The sequence below is a fragment of the Acidomonas methanolica genome (assembly GCF_004346035.1).
GTDB lineage: Bacteria > Pseudomonadota > Alphaproteobacteria > Acetobacterales > Acetobacteraceae > Acidomonas > Acidomonas methanolica.
This window is the reverse complement of the sequence record NZ_SLZN01000017.1, coordinates 15,171-39,310: the sequence shown is the minus strand read 5'-3', so window position 1 is coordinate 39,310 and position 24,140 is coordinate 15,171. Positions and strand designations below refer to the sequence as shown.

Genomic DNA, 24,140 nt, shown 5'->3' with positions numbered 1-24,140 from the left:
CCATGGTCTGGTGGTGGGCAATCATCGTCATTCTCGGCACGGTGTTCGGCGTGCTGGCGGTGGCGGCACTTTCGACGATGCTGGAACGGCGTCTGCTGGGGTTCTTTCAGGATCGTCCGGGTCCGAACCGTGTCGGGCCGTTCGGCCTGCTCCAGGTGGCGGCGGACGCCATCAAGATGCTGTTCAAGCAGGACTGGATTCCGCCCTTCGCGGACAAGCCGGTCTTCTTCATCGCGCCGATCATCGGCTTTCTCGCCGTGCTGATTTCCTTCGCGATGATCCCGATCACGCCGAGCTGGAGCGTGGCGGGCCATCTGAACGTCGGCCTGCTTTGGGTCTTCGGCATGATGGGGCTGCATGTCTATTCTGTCGTGCTGGGGGGGTGGTCCTCGAACAACAAGTTCGCTCTGCTCGGCGCGATGCGCGCCACGGCGCAGATGATCAGCTACGAGGTCTTCATGGGGCTCTCGCTGCTGGGCGTGGTGATGACGGCGGGCTCCTTCGCCCTCTCGGACATCGTCGAGGCGCAGAAGCACGTGTGGTTCGTCATCCCGCAATGTCTCGGCGCGGTGGTGTTCTTCATCGCCGGCATCGCCGAGACGCACCGCCTGCCTTTCGACCTGCCGGAAGGTGAGAACGAGCTGGGCGCGGGCTACCACACCGAATATTCGAGCATGAAGTTCGGCATGTTCTTCCTGGCGGAATATGCCGGGATGGCGCTGATCGCCAGCCTCGTGACCGCGCTCTATCTGGGCGGGTGGTCGGGCCCGATCCTGCCGCCGGTGGTCTGGTTCGTCGTCAAGGCGTTTCTGCTGCTCTGTTTTTTCATCCTGCTCCGCACGGCGCTTCCGCGTCCGCGCTATGACCAGCTCATGGCGTTCGGCTGGAAGGTGCTGCTGCCGCTCTCACTCCTCAACACGCTGGTCACGGGCGCGGTGCTGCTGCTGCGCGCCGGGGCCTGAGGAAGAGGTATCATCATGCTCGGTATCATCCGCACGATCTGGCTGAGTTTCCTGCACCTCTTCCACAAGAATGTGACGGTGCAGTATCCGGAGGTCAAACCCTATCTCTCGCCGCGCTATCGCGGCCGCATCGTGCTGACGCGCGACCCGAACGGGGAGGAGCGCTGCGTGGCGTGCAATCTCTGCGCGGCCGCATGCCCGGTGGACTGCATCAGCCTGCAAAAGGGCGAGCGCGAGGGCCGCTGGTATCCGGAGTTCTTCCAGATCAACTTCTCGCGCTGCATTTTCTGCGGCTTCTGCGAGGAGGCCTGTCCGACCTACGCCATCCAGCTCACCCCGGATTTCGAGATGAGCGAATATGTCCGGCAGAATCTCGTCTATGAGAAGAAGGATCTTCTCATCAGCGGGCCGGGCAAGGTGCCGGGGTACAGCTTCTACAATATTTCCGGCCTGGCGATCCCGGGCAAGGACAAGGGCGAGGCGGAGCATGAGGCTCCGCCCGTCGACACCCACTCGCTGATGCCGTGATCCCGATGAGCATATCTCTCCTTCTTTATGGGCTGGTGGCCATCTGCGCGACCGCGATGGTCATCACCCGCACCGCGGCGGTTCATGCGCTGCTCTACATGGTCGTGGCGCTGCTGGCGCTGGCCTGCGTGTTCGACACGCTCGGCGCGCCGTTCGCGGCGCTGCTGGAGGTGATCGTCTATGCGGGGGCGATCATGGTCCTGTTCGTCTTCGTCGTGATGATGCTCAATATCGGCTCGCCCGCAGAGCAGCGCGAGAAGAGCTGGCTCTCGGGCGGGATCTGGGTCGTGCCCTCGCTGCTGGCGCTGGGGCTGCTGGTCACGCTGCTGATCGGGCTGCGGTCCGGCGCGGTGCCGGCCATCGTGCAGGGTGCCGCCCCGATCGGACCGCGCGAAGTCGGGCTCGCGCTCTACGGACCCTATATCCTGACGGTCGAGCTCTCCTCCTTCCTGCTCCTCGCCGGGCTGGTCAGTGCCTTCCATATCGGGCGGCGCATCGGCGGCGCGGGGATCGCGCCGCTGCATCCGGACGGGGTGCATGTCGGCGTCAACGAACACCGGGGAGTGGACCGATGAATCCGAACGATCCCGGCGCGGCGCTTGCGATCGCCGTCGTCCTTTTCGTGCTCGGCCTGCTGGGCGTGATGGTCCGGCGCAACCTGCTCTTCATGCTGATCTCCGTCGAAATCATGCTCAATGCGGCCGGACTGGCCTTCATCGCGGCCGGCACGCGCTATCACATGGCGGACGGGCAGGTGATGTTCCTCATGATCCTGGCCTACGCCGCCGCCGAGGCGGCGGTGGGGCTGGCGATCGTGCTGCGGATGCATGCGGCGGGACGGGCGACGCTCGACGCCGACACTGGCAATCGTCTGAAGGGATAAGGGTCGTGACTGCTCTGCTTCCGCTTGTCATTCTCTGCCCGCTGGCGGTCTCGATCATCCTGTTGCTGTCGCGCGGCGCCATGCCGGCCAGGGCGACGTGCGGGCTGGTCGCTCTCGGGATGGGGCTGTGCGCCGCCATCGCCGTGACCGAGGCCGTGACCTTTCTGACCGGCCCGGCCTCGACGGGGGCGCTGCATGTCGTCCTGTGGAACTGGATGCATGTCGGCGGGTTCGGCGCCCAGTTCGCCCTGACGCTCGACCGGCTCTCGCTGGTCATGATGCTCGTGGTGAGCGTCGTCGGCTTCCTGATCCTGCTTTATGCCTGCGCCTATATGATCGACGATCCGGACATCGCCCGGTTCTTCACCTACATGACGCTGTTCGTGGCCTCGATGGAACTGCTGGTGCTCTCCTCCGACCTGCTGGGCGTGTATGTCGGCTGGGAAGGGGTGGGCGTCTGTTCCTATCTGCTCGTGGGGTTCTGGTATCACGAGCGGCCGAACGCCCTCGCCGCGCGCAAGGCCTTCGTGGTGACGCGCATCGGCGATGCGCTGTTCCTCGTCGGGCTGCTGCTGCTGGCGACCGGGGTGGGGCGGCTCGATATCGGCTCCGTGCTGGCGATCGCGCCGATGGCGCCGCGCCCGGCGATCGCGCTGGGCTGCTTCCTGATCCTCGGGGGTGCCGCGGCGAAATCCGCGATGGTGCCGTTGCAGACCTGGCTGCCGGATGCCATGGCGGGCCCGACGCCGGTTTCCGCGCTCATTCACGCCGCGACGATGGTGACGGCGGGCGTGTATCTCATCGCGCGGCTGCATGCGATGTTCCTGCTGGTGCCCGGAATCATGTTCCTCTGCGCGGTGATCGGCTTCATAACGCTCCTGCTGGCGGCCGGGGCGGCGATGGTGCAGACGGACATCAAGCGCGTCCTCGCCTATTCGACCATGTCCCAGCTCGGCTACATGTATCTGGCGCTCGGCTGCGGGGCATGGCAGGCGGCGATCTTCCATCTCGTCACCCACGCCATCTTCAAGGCGCTCCTCTTCATGGGAGCGGGGTCGATCATCCTGCGCGTGCATCATGAGCAGGACATCTTCCGGATGGGCGGATTGCGGAAATCCATGCCCGTCGTCTTCTATGCCTTCCTCGCAGGCGCGGCGGCTCTCGCCGGTCTGCCCCTGATCTCGGCGGGTTACTTCTCCAAGGAAATGATCCTGACCTCGGCGTACAACGTCGCCCCGCTGTTCTGGCTGGGCGGGGTGTTCGGCGCGTTCCTGACCTCGATCTACATCTTCCGCTGCGTGTTCATCACCTTCTGGGGCCACGAGCGCACGCATCCGCACGGGCGGACGACGATTGTCGAGTTCGTGCCGCTGGTGATCCTTGCCGTGCTGGCGATCGTCGCCGGATGGGTCCAGACGCCGGAAGTGATCGCGCCGATGCATCTTTTCTCCACCCTGCTGGCCCCGGTTTTCGGCCCGCTGCCGGAGGAGCATGGCGGCGGCATGCTGCTGCTCATCGGCTCCATCGTGCCGATCATCGGCGTGTCCATCGCCTGGGCGTTGTACAAGCCGCGCCATAAGGCGCCGGTGCCTCTGGAGACGCCGTGGACGCGGACGCTGCGCGCGGACTGGGGCTTCGACGCGCTCTATGACGTGCTGTTCGTGAAGCCCTATTTCGCCCTCGCGCGCCTCAATCGCGGCGACGCGGTGATCGGGTTCTTCGGCGCGGTGGCCTGGGTCACGCGGACGGGGGGCGCGATGTTCGCTCATATGCAGTCCGGTCAGGTCCGGCGTTATGCGGGATGGATCGCCGCCGGAACGGTCCTCGCTCTTTGTCTGGCGGTGTAACGATGTTCGCTCTTCCCGCTCTCATCGCTCTTCCTTTCCTCGGCGGCCTGGCGGCGTGGCTCGTCGGGCTGCGGAACGGCTCGGCGCGCCTGCCCTGGCTCGTATCGCTTCTCACCCTGCTGCTGGAAGCCCTGCTGCTGCTGGGCGTGACCGGGATGACGGGCGGATCCGGCTGGCGCGGTCATTTCGCCATGCCGTGGATTCCGCTGTTCGGGATCGATTTCCGGTTGGACATGGACGGTCTCAGCCTCGTCATGCTCTGGCTGAATCTGGCCATCGCCGTGCCCGTGCTGCTGACCTCCTCGCGCGAGATCAAGGAACGGCCGGGTCTCTATCATTTCCTGACGCTCGCGACGATCGCCGGCATCAACGGCGTCTTCCTCTCGACCGATCTGTTCCTGTTCTTCTTCTTCTGGGAACTGATGCTGCTGCCGATGTTCGGCGTGCTGCTGATCTGGGGCGGCGAGCACCGGGCGCGGGCGACGCTCAAATTCTTCATCTTCACGCAGGGCAGCGGGCTGCTGATGCTGCTCTCCATCCTGGCGCTCGTCTTCGTGCATGTTCAGGAGACGGGGCAGCTGACGTTCAACTATTTCGCGCTCGCGGGGACCGGCGCGATGTCGCGCGCCGCCTTCCCGATCATGCTGGGCTTCCTGATCGCCTTCGCCGTCAAGCTGCCGATCGTGCCGTTCCATGCCTGGGCGCCGGAAGTCTACGCGGAGGCGCCGAATGGCGGCACGATCCTGCTCGCGGGCATTCTCGGCAAGACGGGAGCCTTCGGTCTGATCCGCTTCGTGTTCGAGCTGTTTCCCGCCGCGAGCGCGCAGATCGCGCCGGTGGTGATGGCGTTCGCGGTGGTCGGAATCCTCTATTGCGGCTGGCTGGCGGTGGCGCAGGACGACATGAAGCGCCTCGTCGCCTATTCCTCGCTGAGCCATCTCGGCTACGTCGTGCTCGGCATTTTCTCCGGCACGAGGGTCGGCATGGAGGGCGCCGTGGTGATGATGGTGGCGCATGGCCTGTCCACCAGCGCGATCTTCCTCATCACCGGCTTCATCGAGGAGCGCACGGGCACGCGCGACATGCGGCGTCTCGGCGGTCTCTGGCCCGCCATGCCGCAACTCTCGGCCTTTGCGATGTTCTTCGCCTGCGCCTTGCTGGGCCTGCCGGGAATCGGGGATTTCGTCGGCGAGTTCCTGACCCTTCTGGCGACGTGGCACGTGAACCACGTCATGGCGTTCTTCGCCGCGGCGGGCTCGGTCCTGTCCTCGATCTATGCGCTGACCTGGATGCTGCGCGTGTTCTACGGGCCGCCGGTCTTCGCGGGGGAGGCGCCGCTGGGCCGTCCCGTCGCCGGGGTGATGTGGACGCTCGGCGCGGCGACGGTGCTGCTGCTGGTGATCGGCTTCTTCCCGCAGCCCTTGCTCGACCTTTCGGCGCCCGCGGCGCCGCAGCAAATCGTTAGCCTTGCCGGGGGGGCGCGTTGATGGACTCCTTCTCTTTCCTCCCCAATGCGGTGCTGGTGCTGTGCGCGGGCAGCCTCGTGCAGATGGCGGCGATCGCCATCCGCCGCAATGTCGCGCAGGACGCGGTGCTCGGGCTGGTGGTGCTGCTGGCGTCGCTTGCGGTGATCCTTGCCCCCACGGCGCTGGTGCTGACCGGCACGTTGCCGCTCTTCGCGCCCGATGCCTGGGCGTCCTACACTGCGGCGCTGGTGATCCTCTCCGCGATCGCGATCCACATCATGTCATGGCGGAACTCCGTGCTTTCGGACACGTCGGTGGGGAGCGAATACTACCTGCTGCTCACCCTCGCGACGCTGGGCGGCGTCGTGATGTCCAGCGCCATCCATGACGTGTCCTTCTTCATCGGGCTGGAGATCCTTTCGCTGGCGATGTTCGGGCTGATCGCCTTTCGGAACGCGCGGATCGACGCGGGCGAGGCGGCGATGAAATATCTCGTCCTGTCAGGCCTGTCCTCCGCGATGCTGCTGATGGGTTTCGCGCTCACTTTTGCCGAGACGGGATCGCTCCGCTTCCTCGCTCCGGTGGCGACGAACGCGCCGGAGCCGCTCCTGGCCTCGATGGGCGTCATCCTCGTGCTGACGGGGATGTTCTTCAAGCTCTCCGCCGTGCCGTTCCATCTCTGGTTGGCGGACGTGCTGGAAGGCACGTCGATTCCCGTGGCCGCGCTGGTCGCGGTTCTGTCCAAGATCGGGTTGTTCGCCGCGATGGTGCGGTATTTCTCCTCGATCAATCTCTACGTGTCCGGGCCGCAGGTTGACGAAATCGTCGCCGTCGCGGTGCTGAGCATGATCGGCGGCAACCTGCTGGCGGTCGCGCAGACCAACATCAAGCGGATGCTGGCGGGGTCGTCCATCGCGCATATCGGCTATCTTCTGGTGGCGTTCCTGTCGCCGGGGCCGTTCTCCTTCGCGAGCGCCGCCTTCTATCTTGCGGCCTACGCGATCGCGACGCTGGGCATCTTCGCCATCATCGCCGGCGTGATGCCGCAGGGATCGTACATCAGCGACTGGTATGGAATGTTCCGCCGCAAGCCGGTTGCGGCATTCGCCATGTCGGTCATGCTGCTGTCGCTGGCGGGCATTCCGCCTTCGGTCGGCTTCTTCGCGAAGTTCTATATCGTCGCGGCGGGCATCTCCGCCCATCGGGTGATCCTGCTTCTGGTGCTCATTGCCGGCAGCACGATCAGCCTCTTCTATTATCTGCGTCTGATCCTCGTGATGATCCTGCCCCGGCCGTCCGACAGCGAGGCGCATCGCCAGATGCCGCCGATCACCACGCCCTGGGTCGGCAATCGCGCGCTGATCGCCCTGCTGGCCGTGGCGACGATCCTGCTCGGCGTGTTCCCGAGCCGGCTGGTGCAGTCGGGGCGTCAGTTGCTGGACGTTCCGCCGCCTCCCGGCCCGTCCGCTTCGCCCTGATGTAAGGTCGGGAGGTGCCAAAGGGCGATAGCCCTTTGGCCGGTGCAGGGACACTCCCTGCCCGGGAGTATTTTCAAGCGTGTCAAAAGCGGGCGCGTGCGGTAATCTGTCGTCCCGAAGTTTTCCCCCGAGCGCCAAAAAGAGAAACGGAACCTGCGCCATGGACGTCGCATCGCGAACCAGCCTGCCGAATTTCACCATCGAACCCACCACGACGCCGACGGATGCGGCGACGCGGGAGGCTCTGCTGGCCAAGCCGGTTTTCGGGCGCGTCTTCACCGATCATATGGTCGTCGTGCGGTATTCGGACGAGAAAGGCTGGCATGATGCGAAGGTGACGGCGCGCCGCCCGCTCAGCATCGATCCGGCGGCCTCCGTCCTGCATTATGCGCAGGAGATTTTCGAGGGCATGAAGGCCTATCGTCTCGAGACGGGGGGCATCGCCACCTTCCGTCCCGAGGCGAATGCACGGCGCTTCCGGGACTCCGCGGCGCGGATGGCGATGGCGGACCTGCCCGAGGAACTGTTCGTCGAGGCCGTGGACCAGCTCGTCCGGATCGACGCCGACTGGGTGCCCCATGGCGAGGGGCAGAGTCTCTATCTGCGGCCCTTCATGATTTCGGACGATGTGTTCCTGGGCGTGAAGCCTGCCTCGGAATATCTGTTCATCGTGATCGCCTGCCCCGTGGGCGCCTATTTCAGCGGCGGCGCGGTCTCCGTCTGGGTGTCGGAAGCCTATACGCGCGCCGCGCCCGGCGGGACGGGTGCTGCCAAATGTGGCGGAAACTACGCGGCCAGCCTTGTCGCGCAGTCCGAGGCCAAGGCGCATGGCTGCGATCAGGTGCTGTTCCTCGACAGCCGGGAGCGCCGCTTCATCGAGGAAATGGGCGGCATGAACGTCATGCTGCTGCGCGATGACGATACGCTGGTGACGCCGCCGCTGACGGGCACCATCCTGCCCGGCATCACCCGTGCGTCGATCCTCACTCTCGCCGCCGAGAGCGGGATGAAGGTCGAGGAAGTGCCGCTGGACATCAACGAAGTGTTCGAGGGGGCGGCGTCCGGGCGATATCGCGAGGCGTTCGCCTGCGGCACGGCGGCCGTCGTGACGCCGATCGGGCGGTTCCGCCGCACGGAAGGCGAGGCGGTATTCGGCGACGGCAAGACATCCGGTCAGGTCACGCTGAAGCTGAAGACGATGCTTACCGATCTTCAGGCGGGACGGAGCAACGACGCCCAGGGCTGGGTGCATCGCATCCTGTAAGGCGGGATTGCCGTCATGCCGTGAGCGAGTCCCGCCGCGCGCTCTCAGGAAATCCGCTGGCCTTCCTTGTGGCCGGTCCCGCGATCACGCGTTGCGGGCAGTCGTGCAGGCCGCAATGAAGGCCGTCAGAATTTCATTGTCGGCGGGATCGATCCCGAATTCCGGATGCCACTGCACGCCGAGGCAGAACGTCTCCCCGTTGCCCTCCACCGCCTCGATGACCCCGTCCGCGGCGTTGGCGGAGACCGTAAGAGTGCCTGGTGTCCGCACGGCCTGATGATGCGAGGAGTTGACGGCCATGCGCGTGCGTCCCGTGATCCGCGCCAGCAGGCTGCCGGGCAGGATCGTGATGTCGTGCCCGGCTTCGTCACGCGGATTGGGCTGTTCATGGGCGATGCCGCCCCGGACCTCGTCGGGCAGATGCTGGATCAGCGATCCGCCGGAAGCCACTGCCAGAAGCTGCATGCCGCCGCAAATGCCCAGCACCGGCAGGCGGCGCGCCAGCGCGGCGCGGAGCAGTGCCAGTTCCGCGCGCGTCCGCTCGGGCTTGAGTACCGTGGTGGGATGCGGAGCTTCGCCGAACAGCGCGGGATCGAGGTCGAACGCGCCGCCCGTCACCACCAGCCCGTCCAGCCGGTTCATCAAGGCCTCCGACAGCCCTTCCTCGTGACCGAGACCGACGGGCAGACCGCCGGCTGACGCGATGGCGGTGAAATAATTCCGCCGCAGGGCGTACCAGGGAAAGCTGGAATATGCTCCGCCGTCCGCTCCGTTCCCGCCCGGTTCCTGGTCGAGCGTCACCCCGATCAGGGCCATCTGCCTTCTCCCGCGCGTCGAAAAGCGAGTATATCTCTTCCCCTGCGGAAAGGAGCAAGGCTCCGTCCCGCGTGCGGAGGGGCGGCGACTTCGTTTCCGCTGTCCCGAAATTCGAAAGTGGCCCGTCTGCGCGCATGTGCGAGAATGACCGACATCCGTTTTCCGAGGCGATCGCCGCCGCGTTCCTTGCGGCGGACGAGGCGGCCGCACGCGGCGAGGTGCCCGTGGGGGCGGCGGTTCTCGATCCCGGCGGCGCGCTGCTTGCCGTGGCTGGCAACCGTGTCGAGGCGCTGGGCGATCCGAGCGCCCATGCCGAGTTGCTCGCCATGCGGGACGCGGCTACCCGGCTGGGCCAGTCGCGCGACAGGCGGCTGCGGCTGAGCGGCTGCACGGTTGTCGTCACGCTCGAGCCCTGTCCGATGTGTGCCGCCGCCATGGAGCATTTTCGCGTCGCGCGCGTCGTTTTCGGGGCGTATGATCCCAAGGGCGGCGGCGTGGCGCATGGGCCGCGTCTGTTCGAGCGGGCGGGGTGTCTTCATCGTCCCGAGGTGATCGGCGGTGTGCGGGAGAGGGAGGCCGCGCACCTCCTGCGGGCGTTTTTCATGCGTCTGCGGGAGTGACGGCGCGGCTCATTGTTCGCAGGGCGTGCGGGAGCCGGGGAAATCCGAACATTCGCTTTTCCCGGCGACCCAGCGGAATTGCAGCAGATTTCCGGCGCGGCCATCCGGACCGCGCTTTGCGACCATCGCGTCGATGGTGGCCACCCGGCCGCCGCGATACGTCAGATCGACATAGCCCGTATAATGGCCGGGCGTGTTGTCCATGCTCTGGAAGTGCTGCGGCTTGCCGTCGCCGCCCGGCGCGCCGAAAAACGCCACGACCTGCGCCGGACTCAGGCCCTTCAGCGATTTCAGCGTCGTTTCGGAAAGATCGCGGCACATATAGCCCGGTTCCGCCGCCTCTCCGGGATCGCGCGTCCAGCATGCCGCCTGACCGCTCGGGGCCGCCATGGCCCGGCCGATCCCGCCGGGTCCGAAGCAGGTGAATCCGGCGCATGACAACAGGAACAATGTGGAAAGGCGGCCTCGGGTCATGTGTCACAGCTCCGGAAACGGGAAACCCCGGATGATATCCCGTGGCCTAACGCGGACCGACCCGATATTTTCTTAAGGATCTGACAGGTGGAAGAAAATGCGTATGGATCGCGAGGGAAGGGCGATCTGGACTCTCCATATCCGAACCATTCCGCAAGAGTTCCGGAAAAACAAGCGGTTACGTTGATTTCATCGGGCGACATTGCCCCCGTGCCAGAGTTCCGCCAGCCTGTGAGAGTGAACTTTTCTTTTCCGCCCGGCTGCGGCACTCTCCCCGGCCGGAACGCTGTGCACTCCAACGGACTTAGTTGACGGAACATACGATCATGACGTCTTCCCAAATGTCTTCCCGCCTTTCGATCCGGCGCGGACTCGTCCTCGCGGCGCTGCCGCTCTGTCTGGCCGGCATGGCCGTGGGTCCGGCCGCGTATGCTGACGGGCCGATTCAGCCGAAAGAGGCACAACTCCAGCGTCTGCCGAACTTCGTCAATCTTGTCAAACAGGTGAAGCCGGCCGTCGTCTCCATCACCTCGCATATCCGTGCCGACGTGGCCGAGCAGGAGGAAGGCGGCGGCCCCGGCCCCGGAGAGGGTTTCGGCGGCTCGCCTTTCCCGTTCCCCTTCCCGTTCCAGATGATGCCGCAGCAGCATCCCAACCGCACGATCAAGGCGCTGGGTTCCGGCTTCGTCATCTCCAGCGACGGCTATATCGTCACTAACAACCATGTTGTGAATGGCGCGACCCATGTCACCGTCACGCTGGATGATGGCACGACGTTGGCGGCCAAGGTCGTCGGGCATGATCCGCAGACGGATGTCGCGCTGCTGAAAATCAAGCCCAACAGCCCGCTGCCCTTCATCGAGCTGGGCGATTCCGATACGGTCCAGCCCGGGGAATGGGTCGTCGCCGTCGGCAATCCCCTCGGTCTCGGCGGCACGGTCACGGCGGGCATCGTTTCGGCGCGCGGGCGCAACCTCAATTCCGGCGCGTATGACGACTTCATCCAGACCGACGCCGCGATCAACCGGGGCAATTCCGGCGGTCCGCTCTTCGATCAGGATGGCAAGGTGGTCGGCATGAACACGGCCATCATCTCGCCCACGGGCGGGTCGATCGGCCTCGGCTTCGCCATCCCCTCGAACACGATCAAGAACGTCGTGGATCAGATCCGCAAGACCGGGCATGTCGTGCGCGGCTATCTCGGGCTGATGGACCAGAACATCTCGCCGACCATGGCGCAGGCGCTCGGCCTGAAGCCGAGCGAGCCCGGCGCGCCCCCGATGGGCACGCTGGTGGCGAGCGTCAATCCGAAAGGCCCCGCCGACAAGGCCGGCGTGAAATCGGGCGACATCATCACCACGCTGAACGGCCATCAGGTCAAGGACGGGCACGATCTCGCCGTCCATGTCGTGGGCATGGCCCCGGGTTCCAAGGCGACGCTGGGGATCATCCGGGACGGGAAGCCCATCACCGTCGACGTCACCGTCGGCAACATGGCGAAGGCCAAGTCCGGCGACGATACCGCGAACACCTCGGATGACGGCGAAACCGACAATAACCATCATATCGGCATCTCGCTCCAGCCGCTCTCCCCGGATGTCCGTCAGCAGCTCGGCGTGGACGACTCCGTGCGGGGTGTGGTGGTCAGCGGCGTGGAGCCCGGTTCCCCCGCCGAACATGCCGGGGTCCATCCGGGCGACATCATCCAGGCCGTGGGCAACACCAAGGTCGAGAATCCGCGCGCCGTTCTCAGTGCCGTGCGTGCGGTGCTGAAAGCCAAGCAGCCCGTCCTGCTGCGTATGCTGCGTGACGGGCAGGCGCTCTTCATCGCCGTCGCCCCGGATGACGGGGACCATGACAGCGGAGATGACGACCAGTAATGCCGTTGCAGGAGCGCGCGGTTTTCGCTCCTTCGTCCCGATCCTCTCGCCGGCGGGCTCTGTCCTGGCCCGTCGGCGTTCGTCCCGGCATCGTGACTGTCTCTCTGTCCTGGTTGTGAGGGGGTCGTCACCGGCTCGAATGTGCCCATATCTGACTCGACAGGCTCTGGAGGAGAGGATTCATGGCGCATAGTGACGCTCGCGCGGCGGGGACATTCCGGATCGGCGGCGATCTCCATGTGGTGCGGCTCGGGTTCGGGGCGATGCGGATCACCGGCGCGGGAATCTGGGGCGAGCCGCCGGACCGGGGCAGGGCGCTGGCGACATTGCGGCGCGTGCCGGAACTCGGGATCGACTTCATCGACACGGCGGATTCCTATGGACCGTTCGTTTCCGAGGATCTGATCCGCGAGGCGCTGTTTCCTTACAAGGGCCTCGTGATCGCGACGAAAGGCGGTCATACGCGCCATGGGCCGGATATCTGGCGGCCGGTGGGCAATCCCGATTATCTGCGGCAATGCGTGCTGATGTCGCTGCGGCGGCTGAAGCTGGAGCGGATCGATCTCTGGCAGTTGCATCGTGTCGGCCCGGATTGCCCGGCGGAACGGCAGTTCGAGGCCATCGCGAAGATGCGCGAGGAGGGGTTGATCCGGCATGTCGGTCTTTCCGAGGTCGATGTGGAGACGATCGAATCGGCGCGGCGCTTCTTCCCGGTGGCGACGGTGCAGAACCGGTTCAATCTCGTGGATCGCAAATCGGAGGATGTGCTGGAGCATTGCGAGCGTGAGGGAATCGGCTTCATTCCCTGGGCGCCGCTGGCGGCGGGCGCTCTGGCGCGGCCTGGCTCGGCGCTCGACCGGATCGCGGGGGAGAAGGGGGTGGCGCCGGGCACCGTGGCGCTGGCCTGGCTGTTGCGGCGCTCGTCGGTCATGCTGCCGATTCCCGGCACGGGCAGTCCGGACCATCTGGAGGAGAACGTGCGCGCCGCCGGGATCGTGCTGAGCGCGCATGAGATGGAAGAACTCGACCGGCAGGGGCGCGCGGTGTGGGAAGCGGCGCGGGGTTGAGCGGAATCCTGCGTGGCGGCCCGAAAGGTGCTCCAAAATTCAAATATGCGACGAGACCGAGGCGACTCGCGGCACCGGGAATGGTAAGGAGCGGGATATGAGTCGGTTTGTATCCTCAAAATCCTTTCCCGGCCTGATCTGGTTGCGCGACGCGCCCGATTCCGGAACCGGCCGGGGCGGCCGGTTCACGCGATCCGGCGGCCGGTTCCTGCCCGGCGGCGGACCGATGCCGCGTGGCCCGCGCTATCGCGGCGTGCGGCGTGTGGCTGCGATCGCCCTCGGCGTGGCGATCGTGGGGTTCACCGGCGGGGTGCTGGTGATCTGGGACCGGTATGAGACGATCGCCGCGCATCTGCCGAGCGTGAAGAGCCTGAAGGACTATCAGCCGCCGACGGTGAGCCGGATCTATGCGGGCGACGACCGGCTGATGGCGGAACTCGCGGCGGAACGGCGCATCTATGTGCCGATCATGGCGATTCCCGATCGGGTGAAGAACGCTTTCGTCGCCGCCGAAGACCAGCATTTCTACACCCATCGGGGCATCGACCCGCTGGCGATCCTGCGCGCGGAGATGTTCAATCTCACGCGCCCCGAGGGGCGGCGGCCGATCGGCGCCTCGACGATCACCCAGCAGGTCGCGCGCAACATGGTGCTGGACAGCAACGCGCTGACCATCGAGCGCAAGATCGAGGAGGCGATGCTCGCCATCCGGATCGAGCAGACGCTGAGCAAGGACAAGATCCTCGAAATCTATCTCAACGGCATCTATCTCGGGGGGCGCGCCTATGGCGTGGCGGCGGCGGCGCAGACCTTCTTCAACAAGACGCTCGACCAGTTGACCGATGCCGAGGCGGCGACGCTGGCCGCGCTGCCCAAGTCGCCGTCGAACTACGATCCGTTCCGTCATCCCGAGGCGGCGGTCGCGCGGCGGAACTGGGTGCTCGGCCGCATGCTGGAGATCGGCGCGCTGACGCCGGAAGCCGCACGGGCGGCGGAGGCGGAGCCGCTGGTGCCGCACAACAAGGAGCGGTTCGGCCCGCTGCCCAATTCCGAATGGTTCGGCTCGGAGGTGCGGCGTCAGCTCATCGAGAAATATGGCGAGACCATCGCCACGCGCAGCGGGCTGGAGGTGCATACCAGCCTCGATCCGGCGTTGCAGAACGAGGCGACGCGCATCCTGCGCGAAGGGCTGATGACCTATGACCGCAGTCACGGCGGCTGGCGCGGCGCGGTGGGGCATGTGACCCTGCCACCCCATTCGACGGCCGATGACGCGTGGGTGGCGGCGCTGAAAGCGGCGAAACCGCCCGCCGGAATGCTGGATCGCTGGCGGTTGGGCGTCATCCTGTCTCCCGCGGCCGGGAAGATCGGCTGGATCGAGGGCGGCGAGCCGCGCACCGGCACGCTGCTGGGGGCCGATGCCGGGTGGATGCGGCTGTTCCGCTATCCGCATGCCGGGGATCTGGTGCTGATCGAACCACAGGCGGATGGCGGCGTGGCGATTCGCCAGATTCCTCAGGTCGAGGGCGCGCTGGTCACGATGGATGTGCGGACCGGGCGGGTGCTGGCGATGGTGGGAGGATGGTCCTTCCGCGACTCGCAGTTCAATCGCGCGACCCAGGCGTTGCGCCAGCCGGGATCGTCCTTCAAGCCGTTCGTCTATCTGGCGGCGATGGAGAAGGGCGTGCCGCCCTCGGAGAAGTTCGATGACGGGCCGGTCTCCTATGGCGACTGGCATCCGAAGAACTACGAGAAGGACAATTGGGGCCCGACCACCCTGCACGACGCACTGCGCGAGAGCCGCAATCTCGTGACCATCCGGCTTGCCGCCTATCTCGGCATGAAGGCTGTGGCGGATATGGCGGTCAAGGCCGGTCTGGTCGAGAAGATGCCGCATGTCCTGCCCGCCGCGCTGGGCGCGGTGGAGACGACGGTGATGCGCGAGGCCGCGGCCTACGCCTCCATCGCGGCAGGCGGCCATATCGTCGTGCCGTCGCTGATCGACACGGTGCAGGATCGGGAAGGCACCGTCATCTGGAAGCAGCCGGGATTGACGCTGGGAACGATGATGCAGGCCCCGGCCGCCGATATCCATCTCGATGCGCCCCCCGCCGTGCCTCCAGCCGTGGCCGCCGCCCAGCCCGCGCCCGGCGCGCCCCCGCTGACTCCCGTCGTCGCGCCCGTGGCTCCCGCCCTGCCGCCGGCAGGCAGTATCGAGGTGCCGGTGATCAGGGACGATCGTCCGCGCATGGCCAGCGAGGACAGCACCTTTCAGATCGTCACCATGATGCAGGATGTCATCGCGCGCGGGACGGGAACGCTCGCCGGGCAGGGGATCGACCGGGAAATCGCGGGCAAGACCGGGACGAGCCAGGATTTCCATGACGCCTGGTTCGCCGGGTTCTCGCCCGACCTGGTGACGGTGGTGTGGGTCGGATTCGACCAGCCGCAGTCTCTCGGCAAGAACGAGGATGGCGGGCGGATCGCGGGGCCGATCTGGAACAAGATGATGAAGGTGGCGCTGGCCTCCCGTCCGAAACTCTCCTTCCGCGCGCCGCCGGACATGGTGCTGGCGCGATACAGCACGGGGCGTCTGCTGGCGGTGGACGCGTTCAAGCCCGATCAGGTGCCGGGGATGAGCGTCGCGCTGCACGGATTCGGCGCGGGCACCGAGGCTCTGACGGCGTCCGATACCGGGGCGGAGAATATTTCCGACACCGAGGCCGACATGGCCGAAGCGCCGGCCGCGCAATCCTCGCCCGGCGTTTCGTCAGCACCCGGCGCCGCCTCCGGCCGGCCGCCGCCGGCGCAGACAGGTGACATCGGCGTCGGCGGCCTGTATTGACGCCGGCTTCGGTGCAATGCGCACCCGATCGTAAGGAGTTCACACCGCATGTCGGCCGAAACCGAGGCCCTGTCCGAGCAGATCAAGCAGTCGGTGGCGCTGCTGAGGAGGCATCTTTGACTGGGATGCGTCCCAGGCGCGTCTCGCCGAACTGAATCACCGCGCCGAGGAACCCGATCTCTGGAATGACGCCGAAGCCGCCCAGAAGCTGATGCGCGAGCGCACGCTGCTGGCCGGGCAGATCGAGGGCGTGCTCCGGATCGAGCGGGACGCGGCGGATATGGCGGAGCTTGCCGTCCTCGCCGAGGAGGAGGGGGACGAGGCCACCGTGGCCGAGGCGACGGCAACCCTGCGCGGGCTGGCCGGGCAGGCCCATGCGCGGCAGATCGAGAGTCTCCTGTCCGGCGAGGCCGATTCGAACGATTGTTATCTCGAGGTGAACGCGGGCGCGGGCGGCACGGAGGCTCAGGACTGGGCCGAGATGCTGTTGCGGATGTACACGCGCTGGGCCGAGCGGCGGGGATACAAGGTCACGCTGATGGAGAGCAGCGAGGGCGAGCAGGCCGGGCTCAAATCCGCGACCCTGCTGGTCGAGGGGCCGAACGCCTATGGCTGGCTCAAGACCGAGGCCGGGGTGCATCGGCTGGTGCGCATCTCGCCTTTCGACGCGGCGGCGCGGCGGCAGACCTCCTTCGCATCGGTCTGGGTCTATCCCGTGGTGGACGACACGATCGAGATTCAGATCAACGACTCGGACCTGAAGGTGGACACGTTCCGCGCCTCGGGCGCGGGGGGGCAGCACGTCAACAAGACCGATTCGGCGATTCGCATCACGCATATGCCGACGGGAATCGTCGTGGCATGCCAGACGGACCGCTCCCAGCATCGCAACCGCGCCACCGCGATGCAGATGCTGAAGGCGCGGCTCTATGAGGCCGAGCTTCAGAAACGCGAGGCGGCGGCGGCGCAGACCGAGGCGGCCAAGACCGATATCGGCTGGGGCCACCAGATCCGCTCCTATGTGCTGGCGCCCTACCAGCTCGTGAAGGATCTCCGCACAGGGGTGGAAAAGGGGAATCCGGAGGCGGTTCTCGACGGGTCGCTGGACGATTTCATGGCGGCGGCGCTGGCCCAGCGCGTGGGAGCCACGCGCTCGGAGGCCAGTGCGACGGCGCAATGAAAATGCCGTCCCGACGCCTGCGGATTCATGATAAATTTATGCCCGGCAACGCGCCGGGCATTTTTTTTGCCTATGTAAGGGAAATTTCCAAACATTCCGCTTGCAGATCGGCCGGCGAATGTCTCTGATACCCCGCCGCGACAACGATCCGAGGAGCGGAGCTGCGGTATTTCATTGGGTTGCGTCGTAATCATGCTTGACACAGGTGCCATAGTTTTGCCCAAAATGCACAGGTGCCATGCTCGCCACGAATGGCGCGGGGCGAATCCGTTCGTGCGTCATGGTGCCGGACCTGATCCGGCGCTGCGTCGGCATGGTTCGGGCGGCCAGATGGGCAGGGTGAAAAGGAACGTGGATTTGGAGGGTTTCATTCGATGAACTACGCCGAGCAACAGCGGAGCCCGACGAAGTACATCGTCGGCATCGCCATTGCCGTGATCTTCCACATCGTCGTGATCTACGCCCTGATGAACGGGCTGGGCGCGGCGATCGTCCAGAAGCTGCGCCCACCGATCAAGACCCAGATCATCACGGAGCCGAAGAAGCCGCCACCGCCGCCGCCGCCGCCGCCGCCGCCGCAGATGACGCAGCCGCCACCGCCGTACATCCCGCCGCCGAAGATCCAGATCCAGCCGCCGCCGCAGAAGCACGTGATCCGGCAGGTGACGCACGTCAAGCCGCCGGCGCCGATGCCGCCGGCGACCTCACCGTCGCCGCCCGCTCCTTCCGCGCCGCCCGGACCGCCGGTGCCCGATCACGCCGCCGGCGCACGTCCGATCAATGGGGCGCGGCCAGTCTTCCCGGAGGAGATGCTCGAGGAGAACCGGGAGGGCAGCGTGACCGTCGCGTGCGATATCAGCGCCCAGGGCTACACGTCGAACTGCACGGTCACGAATTCCAGCGGCGGTCATGCCTTTGTCGAGGCCGCCATGGATTTCCTCCACAAGGCACGATACCAGCCCGCCGTCCTGAACGGACAGCCGGTGGTCGAACATCATCACGTCCTTCACATCAACTTCACGCTCGGTGACGGTGATTGAAGGTGCGCCGGGGCATCGCATTCGCGGGTGCACCGGTCTGCAATAAGGGACTCCGGTCGGCGCAAGCCTTGCCGGAACATGCAACGCCGGTTCATGGCCCGGGTTCCCGATGCGGTGCCCAAGGCGGTTTTCAGGCGGTGCAGCCAGGGTTTCACGAGCGAGCGGGGTTTCTCGCGAGAATGCTCTTTTCTCAGAGGATATGGAGTTTATGACGAGACTGTTCCGCCTTCCCGCTCTTGCCGCCCCGGCCCTGGCGGTGACGCTGGCCATGGGCCAGAGCATGGCTCTGCCGGCTGTCGCCTTCGCGCAGGCGGCGCCGAGTTCCGATCCGAACGCTCCGGCGACGACACCCGCGCCCGCCCCTGATACGGCGGCCCCGGCGCCCGACGCCTCGGCTCCTGCCGGTTCGGCGGCTCCGGCTCCCGCGCCTGACGCGGCGGCTCCTGCGCCTGACGCCGCTGCTCCCGCGGCCGCAGCGCCTGCCGAGGCCGCGCCGGCTCCCGCACCTGCCCCCGCCTCGGAGACGGAAACCAAGGAAAATCCCTATGGCCTCAAGGCCCTCTGGGCCAATGGTGACGTGATCGCGCGCGGCGTGCTGCTCATCATGGTGATCATGTCCGCCGGAACGTGGATCATCATGGTCACGAAGTTCATCGAGCAGGCCAAGGTTTTCTCCGCCTCGAAGGAAGCGGCCAGGATCTTCTGGACCAAGCCGACCATCCAGGAAGGCGCCGCCTCGCTGAAGGCCGCCTCGCCCTTCCGCTATATCGCCGAGACGGGCATCGTCGCAGCCGAGCATCACGAGGGCTCGATGCGTGATTCGATCGACCTGCACGGCTGGGTGGCGATGTCGGTCCAGCGTTCGGTCGACATGATCAATACGCGCCTTCAGGGCGGCCTGGCCTTCCTCGGCACGGTCGGTTCCACTTCGCCGTTCGTCGGTCTGTTCGGCACGGTCTGGGGTATCTATCACGCGCTGACGGCCATCGGCATCGCGGGTCAGGCCTCGATCGACAAGGTTGCCGGTCCGGTCGGTGAATCGCTGATCATGACGGCGATCGGTCTGGCCACCGCCGTTCCCGCGGTTCTGGGCTACAACCTGCTGGTCCGCCGGAACAAGGGCTGCATGGACCGCGTGCGCAACTTCGGCGCCGACGTCCAGTCCGTCCTGATGGGTGGTTTCCGCCACGGCTCCGGTCCGGTCATCACGCCGGACCACTCCCCCACCACGATCACCACCAGCGAGCGGGTTGCCTGAACCATGGCCATGCAAGTCGGCGGGAGCGGCGACGAAGACGAGGTTGTCTCGGCGATCAACACGACGCCACTCGTCGACGTCATGCTTGTTCTGCTCATCATCTTTCTCATCACCATTCCGGTGGCGACCCATACCATCAAGGTTCAACTCCCCAAGGACGCGAACCAGCCGACCCAGACCAAGCCCGGCAACATCGTGCTGGCTGTGACGGCGGACGGGACCTCCTACTGGAACGAGACGCCGCTTCGCGGGCATCAGGACCTGCTCGATCGTCTCGAGAAAGTCGCGGTGCTCAAGCCCCAGCCGCAGATCCAGATCCGCGGCGACGGCAAGGCGCGGTACGAGGCGGTGGGCCGCATTGTCGCGACCTGCCAGGAAGCGGGTATCTATCGTATCGACTTCATTACGGAGCAGCCGCATAGCGAGGAGTGAGCGCGCCATGTCTCCTGTCCCGCCGGACGCCGCCCCGATGTTCCGGCGGCTGACTCAAACTCGCGTCGCGCCGCCTCTTTTGCGGCGCGACGCATTCGCCCAACGGAGAATGCCGTCATGGCCATGAGCGTCGGATCGGACAGCACCCACGAGGATGAAGGCATCGTCGATATCAACACGACGCCCCTCATCGACGTGATGCTCGTGCTGCTGATCATGTTGATTATCACCATTCCCTTGCAGACACATTCCGTGGCGCTGGATCTGCCGCAGGGCAACCCGCCGCCGACGACCGAGCAGCCGCAGGTCGTTACCGTCGCCATCGATTTTGACAATTCGATCACCTGGAACGGTCAGCCCATCACCAGCGAGCAGGATCTCCAGGCGCATTTCATGAACGCGGCCGCCCAGCCCGATCAGCCGGAAATGCACATCCACCCCAATCGTCTGGCCGATTACAAGACGGTTGCGCATGTTCTGGCTGATGCCCAGCGTTTGGGCGTCACGAAGCTCGGGATCGTGGGCCAGGACCAGTTCATGGAAGGACAGTGATTTTGCGATTGTTCCGTAACCGGCACGCCGTATTTCTGACCGGCGTGCTGCTGTCGGCTCCCGTCGGCATTTCCGTTGCCGCGTGTTTTTCCGGCGCCGCCCAGGCGGAAGACATGTTGAGCGCGAACGTGGGCAAGCCGCTCCAGGCGGCGCAGTCCGCTCTGGCCGCGAAGAACTATGCCAAGGCGATGCAGGATGTGGACGCGGCGGACGCCGTATCCGGCAAGACGGACTATGAGACCTACACCATCGCCCAGATGCGCGCGGCCGTTGCGGCGCAGTCGGGCGATACGGCGGCGGCCATCAAGGCCTATGACGTGCTGATCGCCTCATCGCGGACGCCCGCCTCGGCCAAGCAGCAGATGATGATGGCCGAGGCCACCATGGCCTATCAGGCCAAGGACTATGCGCGCGCGGTTCCGTTGATCGAGAAATATCTGAAGGCCGCGGGTCCGAATCCGCAGATGCAGACCATCCTCGTGCAGTCCTATTATCTCCAGAAGGACTACAAAAACGCCGCGCGGGTGTTGCAGGATCAGGTCAATGCGGAGATCAAGGCGAAGAAGGTTCCGCCCGAGAACCAGCTTCAGTTTCTCACGACCTGCTATCACGCGATGAAGGACGATGCGGGCGAGACGCATGGCTACGTGCTGCTGGCCAAATATTATTCGAAGCCGGATTACTGGGCGGCGCTGATCCACGTGCTGGCGACGAATGCCAAGCTGCCGGAAGCCTTGCAGTTCAACCTTCTGCGTCTGCGCGAAGCGACGGGTACGCTCAAGGACCCGTCGGATTACATGGACATCGCCGAAAGGGCGATGCAGCGCAACATGCCGCAACTCGCCGTCAAGGTGATGGATTCGGGCTATGCCAGGGGCGTGCTGGGCAAGGATGCCGGCGCGCCGCGCGAGGCGAAGCTGAAGGCGATGGCGGTCAGCCGCGCCGCCGATGTCAAGGCGGGCCTGACCGCCGCCGCGCGGAGCGCGGCCTCCGCGCCGAATGCCGGACCTGCCCTGACCACCGGATACAATATGGTGCTCGCCGGTCAGGTGCAGGAGGGGCTGGCGCTGATGAAGCAGGGGCTTGCCAAGCATCCGCGCTTCCCGGATATCGCCTTGCTGGATTACGGCATGGCGGAGATGGACGGGGGGCTGCCAAAAGATGCGGCGGCGACCTTCGAGCAGGTGCAGGGTGAGGACGGGGCGCGCGACCTCGCCCAGCTCTGGGAACTTCTCATCACCCGACCGCCGGCCAAGTAGCTTGCTCCGGCCCCGGCGTCCTTCGGGAGAAGGACATGTCGGGGCCGACAATACGCTGTGAGCCCCTCTTGCCCTGTGCGCGGGTTCAGGCGAACACTACCGGAATCATGGTGAACCAAGCTCTTGTTCCGGATCTTCCCTCCCGCATCCTCATCGTCGAGGACGATCCAGGCATGCGCACCCTTCTCCAGCGCGCGCTTCAGGGAGACGGGTTCCGTGTGCGTGGCGTCGCGTCGGGCGAGGAGATGTGGGAAGCGCTTTCCCTCGCACCCGTCGATCTGATCATCATGGACGTCATGTTGCCGGGTGCGAACGGCGTCGAACTCTGCCGGGGTTTGCGTGAGGGGCGGGGCATGTCCCATCCGGGCGAAATTCCGTTGTCGCAAGTGCCGATCATCATGGTCTCGGCGCGCGGGGAGGAGCGGGACCGCGTGCAGGGCCTCGATATCGGCGCGGACGATTATGTCGCCAAACCGTTCAGCCAGCGTGAATTGCTGGCGAGGGTGCGGGCGGTCCTGCGGCGCGGATCGGGCCATGCGCCGGTGGCGGAACGGCAGCGGCAGGAGTTGCTGCGGTTCGCGGGGTGGACGCTCGATCTGCGGCGGCGCGAACTGGTCGATCCCACCGGCGCGATCGTGGAGATTTCCGGGGCGGAGCATGAGCTGCTGGCGAGTTTTCTCGACAATCCCCAGCGTGTGATCGCCCGCGACCGGCTGCTGGAACTGTCGCGCACCCGGCTCGGCGACGTGTCCGACCGCAGCATCGACGTGCTGGTCAGCCGGCTGCGGCGCAAGATGGGCGACGAGGCGGGCGGCCTCATCCGCACGGTGCGCGGCATGGGATATATTTTCGTCGCCCCGGTCGATCGACTCTGAGCGCGCCGTCGCCCCGGCATATCCGTCTTTGGCCGGTCGGGCTGGCCGGACGGATCAGCGTGGTGCTGCTGGCCGCGGTCGGCATGGTGTTCGTCGCCAGCGCGGCGTTTTACGAGCAGGCCGAAACCTATATCGACGACGATGCGCGCATCGAGCAACTCGTGGATGTGTTAAGCACCGACCTGCGTGTGATGGAGACGACGCCACTGCCGCAGCGCCCCGCGATGGCGGAGCTGTTGTCCGAGAGCACGCTGGCGCTGATCTGGCGTCCCGTCGGCATGCGCCACGAGGCGACGACGCCCTCCCTGCGGCGCCTGCGTGACGAGATGGTCGAGTTCGACGCGGCGTTCGGCAAGGCCGATTTGCGCATCTATGCATTGCCCGGCACGGCGTCGAGCGTGCGGGGCGTCCTGACGCTGGCGGATGGGAGCGAGATCGATTTCGTAGCGCGGGAGGTGGTCGGGCATCGTCATGTGAAGAGCGGGCTGGCCTCGACGGCGGTCGCGACGGCGGCGGTGGCGGTGATCGCGGCGATGCTGATCCGCGCGGTCAGCCTGCCGTTGCGGGCGCTGGCGCAGGTGGCGGACAGCATCGGGACGGAAGGCGAATGGGTCGCGCTGGAGGCGCGCGGGCCGAGGGAGGTGCGCGGGCTGGCGAGCGCGATCAACAGCATGCAGCAGCGCATCCAGCATCTCATCAATGACCGGACGGAGCTGCTGGCCGCCGTTTCGCATGATCTGCGCACGCCGCTGGCGCGGCTGAGGCTGCGGGCGGGGTTTCTGACCGATGCCGAGGCGCAGATGATGATCGAATCCGATGTCGACGAGATGGAGACGATGGTGAACGGGGTGCTCGCCTATCTGGCGGGCGAGCTGGACCCCGACCCGCCGCGGTCGATGGATCTCGCGGCGACATTGCTGACCCTGCTCGATTCCTGGGCGGATCGGGGGAAGACGACACGCTATGACGGGCCGGACCGTTGCCCGATCTTCGCGCGGCCGCCGATCACCAAGCGGATCTTCGCCAATCTCATTGACAATGCCTGCACCTATGGCGGCGACGCGCATGTCACGGTGACCCGGGGACGGGACCGCGTCGTCGTGACGGTGGATGACAGCGGGCCGGGCATTCCGGAATCCGAACGCGAGCGCGTGCTGACGCCGTTTTACCGCATGGATGCGGCGCGCGCGCGCTCGACGAGCGGCATGGGGCTGGGGCTGGCGATCGTCCGCCGCGAGGTGGAGCGCGCGAAGGGAACGCTGCGGCTGGATCGCGCGCCGGAAGGGGGGTTGCGGGTGGAGGTGGTGTTGCCCGTTGGCGAAACGCGGGAGGCGGTTCCCGCAGCGCTTCCGGGTTGAGGCCCGCATTCACCCGGAAAGTCACGTCGAGACGCGACCTATTCCGGACCGCGCTC

22 protein-coding genes are annotated in these 24,140 nt (G+C 66.1%); 20 read left to right on the top strand and 2 right to left on the bottom strand.

Features of this window, described 5'->3' with window-relative positions; genetic code table 11:
• The first annotated feature begins 2 nt into the window (after positions 1-2).
• From nuoH to EDC31_RS12000, 8 genes are all read left to right on the top strand, one after another.
• Positions 3-962 (top strand): NADH-quinone oxidoreductase subunit NuoH, encoded by a 960-nt coding sequence (nuoH, locus tag EDC31_RS12035; protein WP_042057123.1) that lies wholly within the window; start codon positions 3-5, stop codon positions 960-962.
• A gap of 15 nt (positions 963-977) precedes the next feature.
• Positions 978-1,490 (top strand): NADH-quinone oxidoreductase subunit NuoI, encoded by a 513-nt coding sequence (gene nuoI / locus EDC31_RS12030; protein WP_042057124.1) that lies wholly within the window; start codon positions 978-980, stop codon positions 1,488-1,490.
• 5 nt (positions 1,491-1,495) lie between these two features.
• Entirely contained in the window at positions 1,496-2,065 is a 570-nt protein-coding gene (gene nuoJ / locus EDC31_RS12025) for an NADH-quinone oxidoreductase subunit J (protein WP_042057177.1), read from the top strand.
• Positions 2,062-2,373: an NADH-quinone oxidoreductase subunit NuoK gene (gene nuoK, locus EDC31_RS12020; protein WP_042057127.1), complete on the top strand. Its 312-nt coding sequence runs from the start codon at positions 2,062-2,064 to the stop codon at positions 2,371-2,373. Before nuoJ ends, nuoK begins: the two co-directional genes overlap by 4 nt.
• Before the next feature lie 5 nt (positions 2,374-2,378).
• Positions 2,379-4,220 carry an NADH-quinone oxidoreductase subunit L gene (gene nuoL, locus EDC31_RS12015; RefSeq protein ID WP_042057129.1) on the top strand — a complete coding sequence of 614 codons (1,842 nt, stop codon included), beginning with the start codon at positions 2,379-2,381 and terminating at the stop codon, positions 4,218-4,220.
• Positions 4,221-4,222: 2 nt separating this feature from the next.
• Positions 4,223-5,707 (top strand): complex I subunit 4 family protein, encoded by a 1,485-nt coding sequence (locus tag EDC31_RS12010; protein ID WP_042057131.1) that lies wholly within the window; start codon positions 4,223-4,225, stop codon positions 5,705-5,707.
• A complete protein-coding gene (locus EDC31_RS12005; protein ID WP_042057132.1) occupies positions 5,707-7,164 on the top strand; it encodes an NADH-quinone oxidoreductase subunit N in 1,458 nt (485 codons plus the stop codon). The genes EDC31_RS12010 and EDC31_RS12005 overlap by 1 nt, the downstream gene beginning before the upstream one ends.
• Before the next feature lie 160 nt (positions 7,165-7,324).
• Positions 7,325-8,428 carry a branched-chain amino acid aminotransferase gene (locus EDC31_RS12000; RefSeq protein ID WP_042057135.1) on the top strand — a complete coding sequence of 368 codons (1,104 nt, stop codon included), beginning with the start codon at positions 7,325-7,327 and terminating at the stop codon, positions 8,426-8,428.
• Between the two features lie 84 nt (positions 8,429-8,512).
• Here the strand turns inward: EDC31_RS12000 and EDC31_RS11995 are convergent, their stop codons facing one another.
• The gene (locus tag EDC31_RS11995) at positions 8,513-9,244 is read right to left on the bottom strand and encodes a gamma-glutamyl-gamma-aminobutyrate hydrolase family protein (RefSeq protein WP_042057138.1); all 732 of its coding nucleotides are present in this window, start codon (positions 9,242-9,244) and stop codon (positions 8,513-8,515) included.
• A gap of 134 nt (positions 9,245-9,378) precedes the next feature.
• Between EDC31_RS11995 and EDC31_RS11990 the strand changes: the two genes are divergently transcribed.
• Positions 9,379-9,864 (top strand): nucleoside deaminase, encoded by a 486-nt coding sequence (locus tag EDC31_RS11990; RefSeq protein ID WP_042057139.1) that lies wholly within the window; start codon positions 9,379-9,381, stop codon positions 9,862-9,864.
• Between the two features lie 9 nt (positions 9,865-9,873).
• On the opposite strand, the gene EDC31_RS11985 is transcribed toward EDC31_RS11990, so the two are convergent.
• The gene (locus EDC31_RS11985) at positions 9,874-10,338 is read right to left on the bottom strand and encodes a hypothetical protein (protein WP_052511741.1); all 465 of its coding nucleotides are present in this window, start codon (positions 10,336-10,338) and stop codon (positions 9,874-9,876) included.
• Between the two features lie 326 nt (positions 10,339-10,664).
• On the opposite strand from EDC31_RS11985, the gene EDC31_RS11980 reads away from it, so the two are divergent.
• The 11 genes from EDC31_RS11980 (at position 10,665) to EDC31_RS11930 (ending at position 24,084) form a co-directional block, all read left to right on the top strand.
• Positions 10,665-12,218 (top strand): Do family serine endopeptidase, encoded by a 1,554-nt coding sequence (locus EDC31_RS11980; protein ID WP_081797474.1) that lies wholly within the window; start codon positions 10,665-10,667, stop codon positions 12,216-12,218.
• A gap of 182 nt (positions 12,219-12,400) precedes the next feature.
• The gene (locus EDC31_RS11975) at positions 12,401-13,285 is read left to right on the top strand and encodes an aldo/keto reductase (protein ID WP_042057141.1); all 885 of its coding nucleotides are present in this window, start codon (positions 12,401-12,403) and stop codon (positions 13,283-13,285) included.
• Positions 13,286-13,382: 97 nt separating this feature from the next.
• Complete coding sequence (locus tag EDC31_RS11970; protein ID WP_081797470.1) at positions 13,383-16,130, top strand: penicillin-binding protein 1A; 2,748 nt, start codon at positions 13,383-13,385, stop codon at positions 16,128-16,130.
• A 48-nt stretch (positions 16,131-16,178) separates the two neighbouring features.
• Positions 16,179-17,310, top strand: a protein-coding gene (gene prfB, locus EDC31_RS11965; protein WP_132127073.1) for a peptide chain release factor 2 whose coding sequence is annotated in 2 segments (ribosomal slippage) — positions 16,179-16,247 and positions 16,249-17,310 — 1,131 coding nt in all. Because the reading frame shifts where the segments join, the coding sequence is not laid out codon by codon here.
• Between the two features lie 374 nt (positions 17,311-17,684).
• Positions 17,685-18,350 (top strand): energy transducer TonB, encoded by a 666-nt coding sequence (locus tag EDC31_RS11960; RefSeq protein ID WP_042057147.1) that lies wholly within the window; start codon positions 17,685-17,687, stop codon positions 18,348-18,350.
• A 208-nt stretch (positions 18,351-18,558) separates the two neighbouring features.
• On the top strand, positions 18,559-19,608 hold the full coding sequence (locus tag EDC31_RS11955; protein ID WP_081797472.1) for a MotA/TolQ/ExbB proton channel family protein: 1,050 nt from the start codon (positions 18,559-18,561) through the stop codon (positions 19,606-19,608).
• Between the two features lie 3 nt (positions 19,609-19,611).
• Positions 19,612-20,040: an ExbD/TolR family protein gene (locus EDC31_RS11950; protein WP_042057149.1), complete on the top strand. Its 429-nt coding sequence runs from the start codon at positions 19,612-19,614 to the stop codon at positions 20,038-20,040.
• Between the two features lie 117 nt (positions 20,041-20,157).
• Positions 20,158-20,592, top strand: coding sequence for an ExbD/TolR family protein (locus tag EDC31_RS11945; protein WP_042057151.1), 435 nt, complete (start codon positions 20,158-20,160; stop codon positions 20,590-20,592).
• The gene (locus tag EDC31_RS11940; protein WP_239641581.1) at positions 20,589-21,851 is read left to right on the top strand and encodes a tetratricopeptide repeat protein; all 1,263 of its coding nucleotides are present in this window, start codon (positions 20,589-20,591) and stop codon (positions 21,849-21,851) included. The genes EDC31_RS11945 and EDC31_RS11940 overlap by 4 nt, the downstream gene beginning before the upstream one ends.
• A 107-nt stretch (positions 21,852-21,958) precedes the next feature.
• The gene (locus tag EDC31_RS11935) at positions 21,959-22,726 is read left to right on the top strand and encodes a response regulator (RefSeq protein ID WP_042057152.1); all 768 of its coding nucleotides are present in this window, start codon (positions 21,959-21,961) and stop codon (positions 22,724-22,726) included.
• A gap of 59 nt (positions 22,727-22,785) precedes the next feature.
• Entirely contained in the window at positions 22,786-24,084 is a 1,299-nt protein-coding gene (locus EDC31_RS11930) for an ATP-binding protein (protein WP_239641582.1), read from the top strand.
• Positions 24,085-24,140 lie beyond the last annotated feature (56 nt).